We start from the raw sequence: 14,728 nt of genomic DNA on the forward strand, positions 1-14,728 counted from the left end.
TTCCTTTTCCTTTGAATATCATTGTTGGAGAGGTACGATTTTTGTTATTTTTGTATAAAAAATTTGTTTTGAAGAAGATAACAATTAAAATAGGTAAGGTACTGGGCTGGTTCTTACTTAGTTTATTTCTAATATTACTACTTCTTATCGTTGCGATACAGATACCTGCTGTCCAGAATAAGGTGAAGGATTTTGCAATCACCTTTGTACAGGATAAGATAGGTACCCCTGTGTCCTTAGATAGGATAGAGATTGCCTTTCCTAAAAAAATAGTAGTTAAGAACCTTTATGTTGAGTCTCAACAGAAGGATACTTTGTTATATACTAATTATCTAGGTGTAGATATTAGCTTATTTGCCCTCCTGAAGAGCTCTGTCAATGTCAATAGTGTTCAGTTAGATGGACTAAAGACAGATGTTAAACGCGATAGTCTAGGACGCTTTAACTTTGATTATATCATCGAAGCCTTCGCTTCAGAGGAAGAGGAGGATAAAGAGGACAGTAGCTCTATAGCTATAGATGTAGGTGAGATAAGTCTTAGCGATATCCAGGTGAAGTATAATGATGATTATGATGGTCATCACGTCTCATTTGGGTTAAAGAGATTTATTACGCGTTTTAAACAATTTGATTTAGAGCAGATGAAATTTGCTATTCCTAAGATTGCGATTGCAGGAATAGACTTAAATTATAAAAAAGAATTGCCTTCTCAGGCTTCTATTGAGGCAGCACAGTTAGTGGTAGAGCCGATAGAGGAAGAGTCAAATACTTCTGTGATGCCTGTAGTAGATTTAGGTACTATAGAGTGGACAGATAGTAATATCGTTTTTGAGGATAAGGAGAGCAAGTTATATGCTAATCTTGCATTAGGAGCTTTTAAAACTACATTTGAGCAAATTGATTTAAAGAATCAACAGATTGATTTAAAAGAGATCCGTCTAGATGATACTAAGGCTGTTGTTCATTTATTTCCTACAACGATTAAGGCAACACCACCCGTAACAGAAGAGGAGACTGCTCCTGTAGTGGATGAATCTGCTCCATGGAAGCTAGGGATAAAGGAGTTTGCCCTTAACTCTATTGATGTCAAGTTTGACAACGATAACGTTAAGGCATTGACCTTTGGGTTAGACCCTAATCATATTGCATTTACAGATATTAACTTTGATTTAAAAGATTTTCAGTTTTCGCCTAATGTGATCAGAGGAAATTTAGAAGGTTTTTCTTTTAAAGAAAAGAGTGGATTGCAATTAGATAAGTTCAAAACTTATTTTCTATACGGGGATCAAACTACTTTCATTAAAGACTTTATTTTAGAAACCCCTAACTCTAAGTTTGACGCTAATGTAACATTGAATTATAAAGATGTGAATAAGTTGTCAGAGCATTTAGAGGATACTTCTGTGGATGTATTGATCAAAGAGTCTCATCTAGGATTAAGAGATGTATATCTAGCTATGCCTACTGTTTTTGAAGAGGCTGGACTAACAAGTTTAACGAATAAAAACTTAGCTGTAGACATTAAAGCAAAAGGTGTAGTAGGAGATTTGTCTATCGAACAGTTTTTACTAACTGGATTACAGTCTACAACTATTAATGTGGTTGGGAATATAAAAGGAGCGACTACTCCAGAAAAAGCGATAGTAGATTTAAAACTGAATAAATTTCAGACTTCTGCTAAGGATATCTTTAACATCGCACCGAAAGGGTTGTTGCCAACGAATATAGAGATTCCTTCGCACTTATCACTATCAGGTAATGTAAAGGGAGGAATGAAGGCAATACAGTCTCAATTAGCCCTTAAAACGACTTCAGGTAATGCAGATGTAAAAGCGTTCTTTGATCAACGCATAAAAGGAAAAGAGAAGTATTCTTTAATAGCCAATATCAATGAACTAAAATTAGGTCAAATCTTAAAGAATGACTCTATTGGTACACTATCGATGTCTGCTTCTGTAAGTGGGATAGGGCTAGACCCAAAAAATATAAACGCAAAAGGAAATATCAATGTTTTAAAAGCAGAGTATAGCGGGTATAGTTATAACAATATTGAAGTAGATGGAGCCATTGAGGATGGGAAATATACTGTTCATTCTATTAACAATGATCCTAATCTAAACTTTGCATTAGATGCTAGTGGGCTGTGGACAGATAAGGGAATTAGCTTAGACTTATTGGCTGATTTTAAAAATATTGATTTATATAAATTAAGTATAGAAGAAGCTCCGGCTAGTTTTAAAGGAACGATAGAAGGGAAACTAGCTAATATTATGCCTGATGATCTGGATGGTATAGTGTCTTTAAGAGGACTGTCCTATATGTCTGCTTCTAGGGCATATAATCTACAACCGATAGAGATCGTTGCGACGAGTAAGGATACTCATAGATCATTAGGACTGACTTCTGAACTAATAGACTTCAATATGCAAGGAGAGTATAAAATCACTCAACTAGCAGATGAATTAATGAAGACAATAGATGTCTATTATGCAATAGAAGAGCCTAAAAAAGAAATTGCTACAAAGACTGTAACTGAACAAAATGGAGCAGAGGAAAAGGAGCAAGATAAAAACTACTTTACGTATAAACTCTTGGTTAAGGAGAGTTCGGTTATTCACTCTGTGGTACCTGATCTAAAAGAATTAAAACCAATAGAGGTGTCAGGTAAGTATGATGCGAGTACTGATTATATCAGTTTAAAAGGCTTGATACCCTTAGTAATCTACGGAGAAAATGAGATTAATAATATTGCCTTAGAATTAAAACCTGTCAATGAAGCATTAACTTATGGGCTGTCTGTAGAAAGAGTGGCGAATGCTAGTGTGGCGCTTAGAAGAGTATCATTAGAAGGGGGAATAAAAGATAATACGATTAGTTATAATCTGAGCTTAAAGGATAAATTAGATGCTGTGTGTTATCTTATCGCTGGAGATGTTCGTGCTGAGAATGGAGATATGATAGCAAGATTATATCCAGATGGTTTTATACTAGATTATCAAAAGTGGGTAGTCAAACCAGAGAATAGATTTGTATTAAAACCGGAAGGGTTTTATGTGAAGGACTTTAAATTATCACATGAGGATAGTGCTTTAGTTATTGAGTCTAAGGACGAAGTAGCCAATAGTCCAATGAGAATATTGTTTAATGATTTTAGTATTGAGATGTTGACTAAGATGGTTAAGAAAGATGTTCTGTTGGCTAGTGGATTTATTGACGGTGAGGTGTATTTAAAAGATTTAGCTACAGACTTTAGATTTATATCAGATATTGACATTTCTAAGTTACAGGTGATGGAGATAGGGTTAGGTGACTTACACGTAGGAGTGAAGAATGAGAGTGCGAGTAAGTTTATAACTGATATTACTTTACAAGGAGGTGAGAATAAGATATCTATAGACGGATGGGCTGATGCTGATACTCAGGAGATGGATATGAATGTGAACTTGGCTAAGTTCCAAATGGCAGCGATAGAGTATTTTGCAAAAGATCAGTTGTCTAAGGCAGAAGGCTTTTTCTCAGGTAATCTAAAAATAGGCGGCAAGTTTACAGATCCTAAAATATTAGGAGCTATGAACTTTAATGATGTTGGATTCCATGTGAATGATTTAAATGCTGATTTTAGAAAGATTAACGAAAAGATTTCTTTTACAAACAGAGGGATAGAATTAGATAAGTTTAGTATCACAGATACAGATGGAAATCTATTAGTGGTAGATGGTCAGGTACTTACTAAGTCATATCAAGATTTTGCTTTTAATCTGAGTATTAAGGCAGTTGATTTTAAAGCAGTGAACTCTACATCTAAAGATAATGAGATGTATTATGGTAAATTGGTTTTTGACAGTGATATAAAGATCAAAGGAGATTTAAACAAGCCTGTTGTTACTGGAGGTATTGAGATAGGTAAGAAAACCGATTTCTCATTTGTATTACCACAAGAAGATCCTAGTATAGCAGATAGAGAAGGTATTGTGGAGTTCGTAGATCAGCACAGCTTACAATTGGCTGAAATGCAGAAGTATGAAGAGGATTTTAACAACTCAGCGTTGAAAGGACTAGATGTTTCTGTTTCGATTAAAGTAGATAAAGAGGCTAGTTTTACGATGATTATGGATAAGTCAAGTGGAGATAAAATTATCTTAAAAGGAGAAGCAGATTTAGTTGGAGGGATTGATCCGTCTGGTAAAGTAACATTGTCTGGAAGATATGAGTTCTCTCAAGGTTCTTATGATTTGTCATTTAACATGATGAAGAGAAAATTCGAAATTCAGAAAGGAAGTTATATTATCTGGGCAGGTGATCCTACAGACGCTAACCTTCACTTAACGGCAATCTATGAGACGAAGACAGCTCCAATAGATCTATTAGGAAATCAGCTAAGCAGTCTATCTCCTACACAACAAAATATGTATAAGCAGAAGATACCATTCCAAGCATTATTAAAGATGGAAGGCGAATTACTGAAGCCTGAAATATCTTTTGATGTACAGTTAAAAGAAGGAATTACAAGTGTATCTGGAGATGTGCTAAGCAATACAAAGACGAAGTTAGAACAGTTAAGACAGAATGAGTCTGAACTAAATAAGCAAGTATTTGCGTTGTTGTTATTAAATAGGTTTATCGGTGAGAATCCATTTGAGAGTAGCGCAGGAGGAATGAGTGCAGGGTCTATGGCTAGACAGAGTGTGAGTAGATTACTATCAGATCAATTGAATAACTTAGCAGGTAACTTAATCGCAGGTGTAGAACTTAACTTTAACTTAGAATCATCAGAAGATTATTCTTCAGGAAGTAAAGAGAATAGAACAGATTTAAATGTAGCAGTGTCAAAACGCTTATTCTCTGATCGACTAAAAGTAACAGTAGGAAGTAGTTTCGAAGTAGAAGGAAATGCCCGTCAGAATGAACAGGCAGCTAACATAGCAGGAGATATTGAATTAGAATATGCCTTGTCAAAAGATGGTAGATACTTAATGAAAGTGTATAGAAAGAACCGCTATGAAGTAGCTCTTCAAGGACAAATCGTAGAGACAGGAGTCGGGTTTATAATAACGATGAGTTATGAGAGATTCCGCGAATTATTTGAACGTAGTAAAGATAAAAGACAATTAAAAAAGCAATTAAGAGATGAAGCTAAAGCAGAGTAAAATATATAATGGATTAGCGGGATGTCTTGGACTATTATTTATATTCTCATGTAACACAACTCGTCATTTGGCAGAAGATGAGTATCTGTATTCTGGAGGGAAAATAGTGATTAACAGTGATTCATTATCTAAGTCTCAAAAGTCTGAGATGAATGATGAACTCCATGGTTTGCTACGTCCTATTCCTAATGCGACACTGTTAGGTATGCATCCTAAATTGTTTTTTTATAACCTAGCAGGGGATCCAGAAAAAAGTAATAAAGTGCGTCGATGGATGCGAAACAAGTTAGGTGAACCACCTGTATTATTCGATCAAGTAGATATGGAGAACAATAAGGCTATTCTATCTAATCGATTAGAGAATCAAGGGTACTTCAATGTAGATGTGACTTATGATACACTTCAACCAAGTGATAAGAAGAAAGGAGCAGAGTATACGGTAATCCCTGGTGAGCAATATAAAATACGTGAGTTTACCTTTGCAAAGGATTCTACAGGTATCAAACAAGAGCTGTCTAAAGCGATGCCCTATACAAGATTGAAAAAAGGAAGAGCTTATGACTTAGATGTTATTAAAGATGAACGTACTAGATTTGATAATTATTTAAAAAATAAAGGATATTATTACTTCAGTGCAGATAACTTATTAGTGCAGGTAGATAGTAGTGTAGGACATCATCAGGTCGACTTAGCTTTAAAGATTAAAGAGAATACACCTAAGTTAGCATTAGAGCCTTATACGATAGATAATATTTATATATTTTCTGATTATGTGCTGTCTGATACGAACTATATGCAGGCTCTTGACTCAGCACAAGTATATAAAGATTTTAAAATAGTAGATCCTAAAGGAAAGTTTAAATCGTCTATTTACGATAGAGCGATTCACTTAAAACATGGAGATACCTATAACAGAAATGATCATAACTTATCTTTAAATAGGTTAGTGAGTTTAGGTGTTTTTAAGTTTGTGAAGAATCAGTTCGAGATATCAGATAGTTTAAATCATAAATTAAACGCTTATTACTTCTTAACTCCTGATAATCCTAAGGCTATTAGACTTGAGTTGTTAGGGAAGATGAACTCAGCTAGTTATAATGGAGCAGAGTTAAACTTGAACTGGAGCAATAAGAACTTTATGAAAGGAGCTGAGGTGTTCTCTGTGTCTGCTTATGGTGGGGCAGATTTCCAAATGTCATCGGCTAATAATGGGTATAATGTATATAAGGTAGGTCTTGAAACTAGTCTGACTTGGCCTAAGATTATATCTCCATTTAATCTACAATCGACTAGTGCTTATATCCCTAAGACACGTGCTATTCTTGGGGGAGAATATTTGGAACGTAGCCAATTGTATTCATTGCAGTCTTTTAAAGCTTCTTGGGGATATCTCTGGAAAGAGAGTGCTTTTAGAGAGCATGATTTGAAAGTATTTGATATTAACTATGTAAAACCTGGGCATGTCACAGATTACTATAAGGAGTATGCAGCTGGTAATCCGTCGCTGGAGAGAGTATTAGATAAGCAGCTGACCTTTGGTCCTACTTATACCTATACTTATACAAATACTAGTAAGAAATTTAAAAAAGGGACAATATACTATCGTGGAGGATTAGATCTGTCTGCTAATATCACAGGATTATTAATGGGGGCTAATGTGGATAAGGATAAGGAAAAAAGTTTGATAGGTGTTCCATTTAGTCAATATATAAAAACAGAACACGACTTTAGACATTACCTAAGACTAAGTAAAACTTCACAGTTAGTGAGTAGAATACACGCAGGTATAGGGATAGCTTATGGAAATTCTAAACAAATGCCTTATACAAAGCAGTTTTATGTAGGAGGGTCAAATAGTATTAGAGCGTTTAGAGCACGTACTTTAGGACCAGGTTCATTCAATCCAGAGATTAACAATGCTAAATTTATACCAGATCAATCGGGAGATATGTTGTTAGAAATGAACTTAGAGTACCGAAAAAAACTATTTAGTATTGTACATGGTGCATTGTTTGTTGATGCTGGGAATATCTGGAATCTAAACGATGTATCAGATCGACCTGGAGGTAAGTTCAGTGGTGACTTTTTAAATGAGTTAGCAATTGGAGCAGGAGCAGGATTGCGATTTGATGTTACATTCTTAGTTCTTCGTTTTGATTTTGCATTTCCATTGCGCGTACCATATCATGCATCAGGTGAACGCTGGGTAATAGATGATATCAATTTTGGAAGTAGTAGATGGCGAAAAGATAACCTAATGTTTAACTTCGCTATTGGGTATCCTTTCTAATATGTGTGGAAACAATACACAAAAAACTCCCCATCTTTTCCTATTGTGGAAAGTTGGGGAGTTTTTTTTTAATTCGCATAATGTGTTGAATATAAAATAGATATATGAATAGGTCTTATGCCTATTAGGTTTGGCATGGTTTTGTATATATACTATTACAGTAAGGTGTTATAAAAAAAGTAAAGAAGTTGAAAAACTTCCTGCTTTTGAAAAAGAAAATTTAAGTGTTTATTTAAAAGTTATGTTATCGAGAGATAACAAGTTAGATCGTTAGTAAGGTGAAGAAGAGAAATCTTCAGGTGAACAGGGAGCTTAGGCTCCCTTTTGCTGTTTATATAGGTTAATTTTATATCGTAATTGGGAATGAATAATAAAAAGTATAAATTTGCAAGAAGCACATAAAAAATAAAAATATGAGTCACAAGATTCTGGTTATAGATGATGATGTTCCTTTCTGCGAAATGCTAAAAACTTTTTTATCTAAAAAAGGGTATATAGTTTCGAATGCATTTAGTAGTACAGAAGCAGAACAGTGTATTGATGAAGAGTGCTATGATATTGTCCTTACAGATGTTAGACTACCTGATAGTAATGGTTTAGAATTACTTAAATATATAAAATCAAAATGTAGAACTTCACAAGTTATTTTAATGACAGGATATACTGAAATTAAAACAGCTGTGAATGCAATGAAGTTAGGAGCATTCGATTATGTAGCAAAGCCAATAAACCCAGATGAGATACTGTTGACAATCAAACAAGCTCTCGAAAGAAAAGCAAGTGTGGAAAGTGGTGAGCCTTTAAAATCAAAAACTAAATCTACTGTAGTAAAAGATGTAGAGAATGCAGAAGAGCAAGTGGAAGAGGTAGAGTATGTAAGAGGCGAAAGTAATGTGTCTAAACAATTACATGAATACATTGATCTAGTAGCACCTACTAATATGTCTGTTTTGATTATAGGTGATAGCGGTACAGGTAAAGAAAATATAGCACATTCTATTCACTTAAAAAGCAAGCGTAAGGATAAACCATATATTGCAGTAGATTGTGGTGCAATCCCTAAGGATTTGGCTTCTAGTGAGTTTTTTGGACACATTAAGGGATCTTTTACAGGAGCTGTTACGGATAAGGTAGGGCACTTTGAGGCTGCTAATGGAGGAACTATATTCCTAGATGAGGTAGGTAACTTATCTTATGAGGTACAGGTGCAACTATTAAGAGCGCTTCAAGAACGCAAAGTAAAACCTGTGGGAAGTAGTAATGAAATAGATGTAGATATTAGAGTTATTGCTGCAACTAATGAGGATTTGCCAAAGGCTGTAAGAGAAGGAGAATTTAGAGAAGATTTATATCATCGCTTAAATGAGTTTGGTATTGTAGCTCCTAGATTAGCGGATAGAGGTGCAGATATATTGATGTTTGCGATGCATTTCTTAAACGAGTCTAATATTGAACTTGAGAAAAAAGTAAAGAAATTCTCTTCTGAGGTAGAGTGTATCTTTTTAACTTATGATTGGCCAGGAAACTTAAGAGAGATGAAGAATATCATTAAAAGATCAGTTCTCTTGACTCGTGGAGAGATTATAGAAAAAGATGTACTACCACAAGAGATTCTCGTGCCAAAATCAGAAGCGATTAAAGCTAGTGTAAGTAGTGAAACTGCAGAGGATGATCTCAAGTTATTCTCTTCTAGAAATGAAGAACAAGCTATTCGTACTGCATTAGAAAAAGTTAAGTTTAATAAAACTAAGGCTGCACAGGTATTGGGAATCGATAGAAAAACATTGTACAATAAAATGAAATTGTATAATATTGAATTATAAAATTTAAAGGTGTTGAAGATAATTCAACACTTTTTTTATTCAATGATAGGGTTAATATAAAGTAGAGATATGCTTAAAGTTTAAGTATATCTCTACTTTTCTTTTTACCTTTGCTTTAAATAAGAGAAGTATAGAATATGGATATAAAAACGCTAATACATCATAATTTAGATGAGTTATTTTATTTAGCTGATAAAAAGGAAATTCTAAATACAGACTTGGTCGTGAAGATTGGAGCTTATGTAGGAGCTGCTGTATTAAGAGGGAGATATGCAGATCAGAAAGAAGTTACTTTAGAAGAGGTAAACGGAGTGTTTGGTATTATAGGAGATTTTTGTAAAGAGAGTTTTGGAGGAAGAAGTTTCTCTAAAACACATTTTAAAAAGATGACAACCTTATCTCTTGAATTAATTCAAGAAACAACGTTTGATGCTGATGTTGAAGAATTCATTGCATCACTGAGAAGCTAAGAGAGATCTATGATATAATTTTAAAAGCCTGAGGATAGAAATGTTCACAGGCTTTTTTTATGTTTAGTTTCCAGGTTAGGATAATCTATTTTTATTATCATATAAGATTCGTAATTGATTGGTAGGGTGAGTTTTGAAACTTTTTACTATATTGTAGTAAACCAACTAAAAAACAATCAAATGAAAATAAAAACAATAGAATCAGCAAGTAATGCTCATGCCTATCAACTATTGATAAAAGACTTGCTAGAGAATTCACTTCGTGTGAATCCTAAACATGAAATCGTTTATAAGAACCAAGAGCGCTTTGATTATTATGAACTGTATAGTAGAGTGAAGCAGTTGTGTAATGTATATCGAGAATTAGGGTTAGAAGGAGGTAGTGTGGTAGGAGTAATCGATTATGACAGCCATCGCTATTTAATGAATTATTTTGCTGTTCCTATTTCAGGGAATGTATTGCATACAATTAATTGGCGTTTAGCTCCAGAACAAATGCTCTATACCATTAATCATGCTGAGGATGAGGTATTAGTTGTGCATGAGGATTTTGTACCAATAGTAGAGTCGATCAAGGATAAAATGACTACTGTAAAGCAGATTATTATTATTCGCGATCACACTAATGAAGTTAAGACGGTTTTAGATATAAAAGGATACTTTGATGACTTAGTTGCTTCTTCTTCGAAAGGGTATAGTTTTCCTGATTTTTCTGAGGAAGCAGTAGCTACTTTATTCTATACAACAGGTACAACAGGTGACCCTAAAGCAGTATATTTCACTCATCGTCAGTTAGTGCTACATACGATGGTAGAGATGAGTGTGTTATCTCTGATGAATGAAGGGGTTAAAATTACCTCAAAAGATGTGTATTTACCTTTAACGCCAATGTTCCATGTGCATGCTTGGGGGCTTCCTTATGTAGCGACAGCATTAAGTTTAAAACAAGTGTATGTTGGTAGATTTGAACCACAGAGTTTCTTAGAAATCTTTAGAAAAGAGAAACCTACGATATCACATTGTGTACCTACGATATTAAATATGTTATTGACGAGCCCTGCTGCTAGTGATATTGATTTTTCAAATTGGAGTGTATTAATAGGGGGATCGGCATTGAGTAAGCCATTAGCAAGAAGAGCTATGGAAAGAGGTATATCAGTAGTAACAGGGTATGGAATGTCCGAAACCTGTCCATTATTAACGACTTCTTATTTATCTTTAGAGACTATTCAAAATAATCTAGAGTCTCAATTAGAGATTAGAACAAGGACGGGTAGAGCTGCATTACTAGTGGATTTAAAAGTAATAGATGAGGATGGAGTAGAAGTGCCTAAAGATGGTAAAACATTAGGAGAAATCGTAGTAAGAGCTCCTTATCTTACCATGGGATATTATAAAGATAAAAAGAAGAGTGAGGAACTGTGGGACGGAGGGTATTTGCATACAGGCGATATAGCTTGGATTGATGAGAACAATGATGTGAAAATAGTAGATCGTTCTAAAGATGTGATTAAAACAGGAGGTGAATGGATGTCTTCACTCGCTTTAGAAGAGATGATAAGTAGTTATCCAGGTGTGGTAGATGCCGCAGTCATTGGAATTCCTGATGATAAATGGGGTGAACGCCCTTTCGCATTAGTTGTAGCAAAAGTGGGAGTTGAGATTGTGGAGAAAGACTTAGTAGAGCATATGCAAAAGTATGTTGATAAGCAAGTTATCAATAAATGGGCTATCCCTGATCGCTTTGTATTTGTAGATGATATACCTAAAACAAGTGTAGGTAAAATCAGTAAGAAACGTATAAGAGAATTACATGAGTTAAACCAATTAAGATAGTTGTTTGGTCAAGTACGAAATTTGCGGTAACTTCCAAGCCGTAAATTAACTAACGTAATATGAAATTAACACCAACAACAAAACCTACAAAAAGATCTAATCCTAGTTATTTCTGGAAACAGTTAGGGTTAGGTCTTTTTGTTTTGGGGAGCTTGACTACCCAAGCACAAAAAAAGCCTTTAGACCATTCTGTTTATGATGGGTGGCAATCTATTGGAACAAAAACTTTTTCTAATAATGGAGACTGGATTTTATATCAAGTGAATCCACAAGAAGGAGACAAAACTCTTTATATAGAGACAACAAAAAAAACTAAAAAGCTTGTAGTTCCAAGAGGAGAGAAACCTGTATTTACAGGGATGTCTAATTTCTCTGTTTTTTCTATTCGCCCTACTTATGCTGATTTAAAAGCAGTGAGAACTAAGAAGAAAAAAGAGGATGAGATAGCAAAAGATTCTTTAGGAATATATAATTTAAAGACAGGAGCTTTAGTAAAGAAATCAGATATTAAGTCTTTTAAAGTACCAGAAAAGAAAGGAGATTACCTAGCATATTTATTAGAGCCAGCTAAAGATACTGCAAAGTCAAAAGACAAAAAGGAGGTAAAGAAACCTGCTAAAAAAGCAGACAAAGACGCTCCTTTAGAATTGGTATTTGAGAACTTAGTAACAGGAGAGAAAATTTCTTATGAGAATGTAACAGACTATTACTTTGATGATCTAGGACAATATTTGGTTTTTGTTACAAAGGATCCTAATGCAAAGAAAAAGGACGATAAAAAAGACGAGACTAAGACTGAGAAAACTAAGGAGTTAGCAGATACAAAAGAAGAAACTGCTAAAGAAGAGAAAGCAAAAGGACCTTTCGGAGTATTTGTAGTTGATTTGAAAACAAAAGCAGTCAAAACAATCTTAGAAGGTACAGGTAAGTATTCTCAGTTCTCTTTTGATGAGAATGGTAAGCAATTAGTGTTTATTGGAACGAATGATGAGGAGAAAGTATTAGTAAAGAAATATGACTTATACTATACTGATCTTGTAACAGGCGCTACAGTATTAGCATCTAATACAACAAAAGGAATGCCTAAAGATTGGGTTGTTTCAGAAAATAACAAACCTCGTTTTAGTAAGAATGGAGGAAGATTGTATTTAGGTATTGCACCACAACCTATTGCTAAAGACACTACACTTATAGCAGAAGATCATGCAGTAGTAGATATTTGGCATTATAATGAAGACTATATTCAACCTCAACAATTGGTGAATCTAGACAAGGACTTAAAGAGAAGTTTTTTAGCTACTATTAACCTTAAAGATAGGAGTAAACTTATTGCTTTAGCTGATGAAAAAATCAATGGAAGCCAATTAGTAGACGAAGGAAATGCTAATATTGTGTTTAATTCTTCAGACTTTGGACGAAGAGTAGAAAGACAGTGGAATATCTCAGGAGTTTCTTCTTACTACATTGTAGATGTAAATACAGGTAAAGAAGTAGAGGTAGTTGCTGACTTACCAGGTTCAGCTCGTATATCACCAAAAGGGACTGCTGTGGTATACTATAACAGTGAAGAAGGTAATTGGTATGCTTATGATGTGAAATCAAATATTACAAAACACTTAAATAAAGGTTTAACTGTATCTTTTGCAGATGAGACTTTTGATATGCCTGACAATGCTTCTTCTTATGGGATCCAAGCATGGACAGATAATGATGAGTCAGTTTTAATTAGAGACCGTTTTGATATTTGGGAATTTTATTTGAATAGTAATAAAGCGCCTAGAATGGTTACTAATGGATATGGACGTAAGAATAATATTGCTTTTGATGTATTAAAGTTAGATGATGAAAAGCGTTCATTCAACAGAACTGAACAAGTAATCTTAGCAGCATTCAATGAACAAACAAAAGATGCAGGATTCTTTACTACAGAAATAAAAAGTACAAAAGCACCTAAAGAGATATTAATGCAACCATATAGTGGTTATAGTTCTTTGTTTAAAGCGAAGGATGCTAATGTATATGGTTATTTAAAAGGTTCTTTTACAGAGTCAATGAATCTTTATGTTACTAATGATTTAGTATCAGCTACTCAATTAAGTGATATTAATCAACAACAAAAAGAGTACAATTGGGGTACTGCAGAGTTAATACATTGGACTACGCCTAAAGGATATGAGTCAACAGGAGTGTTATTCAAACCTGAAGATTTTGATGCAAATAAAAAGTATCCAATGATTGTATACTTCTATGAGAAGTTATCTGATAACTTGCATCGATATGAAGCTCCAGCACCAACACCATCTCGTTTAAATATTTCATATTTTGTAAGTAATGGTTATTTAGTGTTTACTCCAGATGTTAGTTATGTAGATGGACATCCAGGTAAATCAGCAGAAGAATATATCAACTCAGGAGTAGAGTATTTAAAACAAAATAAATGGGTTAATGCTGATAAAATTGCTATCCAAGGACAAAGTTGGGGAGGATACCAAGTTGCTCATTTAATTACAGTAACAGATATGTACGCAGCTGCATGGTCAGGAGCTCCAGTAGCGAATATGACATCAGCTTATGGAGGTATCCGTTGGCAAAGTGGAATGAGCCGCCAATTCCAATACGAAAAAACACAAAGTAGAATAGGAAAAACACTTTGGGAAGGACATGACTTATATATCGAAAACTCACCATTATTTAGAATGCCATATGTAAAAACACCAGTGGTAATTATGCATAATGATAACGATGGGGCAGTGCCATGGTATCAAGGTATAGAAATGTTTATGGCATTAAGACGTTTAGGAAAACCAGCGTGGATGTTAAACTATAATGGAGATGAGCACAACTTGATGAAACGTCAAAATAGAAAAGATATTCAAGTACGTCAACAACAATTCTTCGATTACTACCTAAAAGATGGTAAAGCACCAGTTTGGATGGTAAAAGGAGTTCCTGCTACAATGAAAGGAAAAGATTGGGGATTTGACCTAACAGAAGATCAAGTGAAATAATCTAAAATAGATAAGAACAAAAGAACGGCTATTCTTCACAGAGTAGCCGTTCTTTATTTATGCTAATTTCCCTTAGATGAAAGAAATGAATAGAGTAAAACGAAAAAAGACAGCGAAGTGCATGCTGTCTTTTTTACTTAAATCAATATATTCA

The 14,728-nt window shown here is 34.3% G+C and carries 6 protein-coding genes; all 6 read left to right on the forward strand.

What is annotated here, in order from left to right; all coding sequences use genetic code 11:
- Nucleotides 1-68 precede the first annotated feature (68 nt).
- Complete coding sequence (locus tag RT228_RS08140) at nucleotides 69-5,147, forward strand: translocation/assembly module TamB (RefSeq protein WP_006256746.1); 5,079 nt, start codon at nucleotides 69-71, stop codon at nucleotides 5,145-5,147.
- Nucleotides 5,128-7,437, forward strand: coding sequence for a BamA/TamA family outer membrane protein (locus RT228_RS08145; RefSeq protein ID WP_006256745.1), 2,310 nt, complete (start codon nucleotides 5,128-5,130; stop codon nucleotides 7,435-7,437). The genes RT228_RS08140 and RT228_RS08145 overlap by 20 nt, the downstream gene beginning before the upstream one ends.
- Nucleotides 7,438-7,850: 413 nt before the next feature.
- Nucleotides 7,851-9,260 carry a sigma-54-dependent transcriptional regulator gene (locus tag RT228_RS08150; RefSeq protein WP_006256744.1) on the forward strand — a complete coding sequence of 470 codons (1,410 nt, stop codon included), beginning with the start codon at nucleotides 7,851-7,853 and terminating at the stop codon, nucleotides 9,258-9,260.
- A 137-nt stretch (nucleotides 9,261-9,397) separates the two neighbouring features.
- Nucleotides 9,398-9,730: a hypothetical protein gene (locus RT228_RS08155; RefSeq protein WP_006256743.1), complete on the forward strand. Its 333-nt coding sequence runs from the start codon at nucleotides 9,398-9,400 to the stop codon at nucleotides 9,728-9,730.
- A 180-nt stretch (nucleotides 9,731-9,910) separates the two neighbouring features.
- The gene (locus tag RT228_RS08160; RefSeq protein ID WP_006256742.1) at nucleotides 9,911-11,566 is read left to right on the forward strand and encodes a fatty acid--CoA ligase; all 1,656 of its coding nucleotides are present in this window, start codon (nucleotides 9,911-9,913) and stop codon (nucleotides 11,564-11,566) included.
- A 59-nt stretch (nucleotides 11,567-11,625) separates the two neighbouring features.
- Nucleotides 11,626-14,574, forward strand: coding sequence for a prolyl oligopeptidase family serine peptidase (locus RT228_RS08165; protein WP_006256741.1), 2,949 nt, complete (start codon nucleotides 11,626-11,628; stop codon nucleotides 14,572-14,574).
- Nucleotides 14,575-14,728 lie beyond the last annotated feature (154 nt).

This window comes from Myroides sp., from assembly GCF_032073645.1.
Taxonomy (GTDB): domain Bacteria; phylum Bacteroidota; class Bacteroidia; order Flavobacteriales; family Flavobacteriaceae; genus Flavobacterium; species Flavobacterium odoratimimum.

Bases quoted from the DNA above. Each gene is read 5' to 3' on its own strand.
- RT228_RS08145 (WP_006256745.1), top strand. From the start codon at position 5,128: ATGAAGCTAAAGCAGAGTAAAATATATAATGGATTAGCGGGATGTCTT.
- RT228_RS08150 (WP_006256744.1), top strand. From the start codon at position 7,851: ATGAGTCACAAGATTCTGGTTATAGATGATGATGTTCCTTTCTGCGAA.
- RT228_RS08155 (WP_006256743.1), top strand. From the start codon at position 9,398: ATGGATATAAAAACGCTAATACATCATAATTTAGATGAGTTATTTTAT.
- RT228_RS08160 (WP_006256742.1), top strand. From the start codon at position 9,911: ATGAAAATAAAAACAATAGAATCAGCAAGTAATGCTCATGCCTATCAA.
- RT228_RS08165 (WP_006256741.1), top strand. From the start codon at position 11,626: ATGAAATTAACACCAACAACAAAACCTACAAAAAGATCTAATCCTAGT.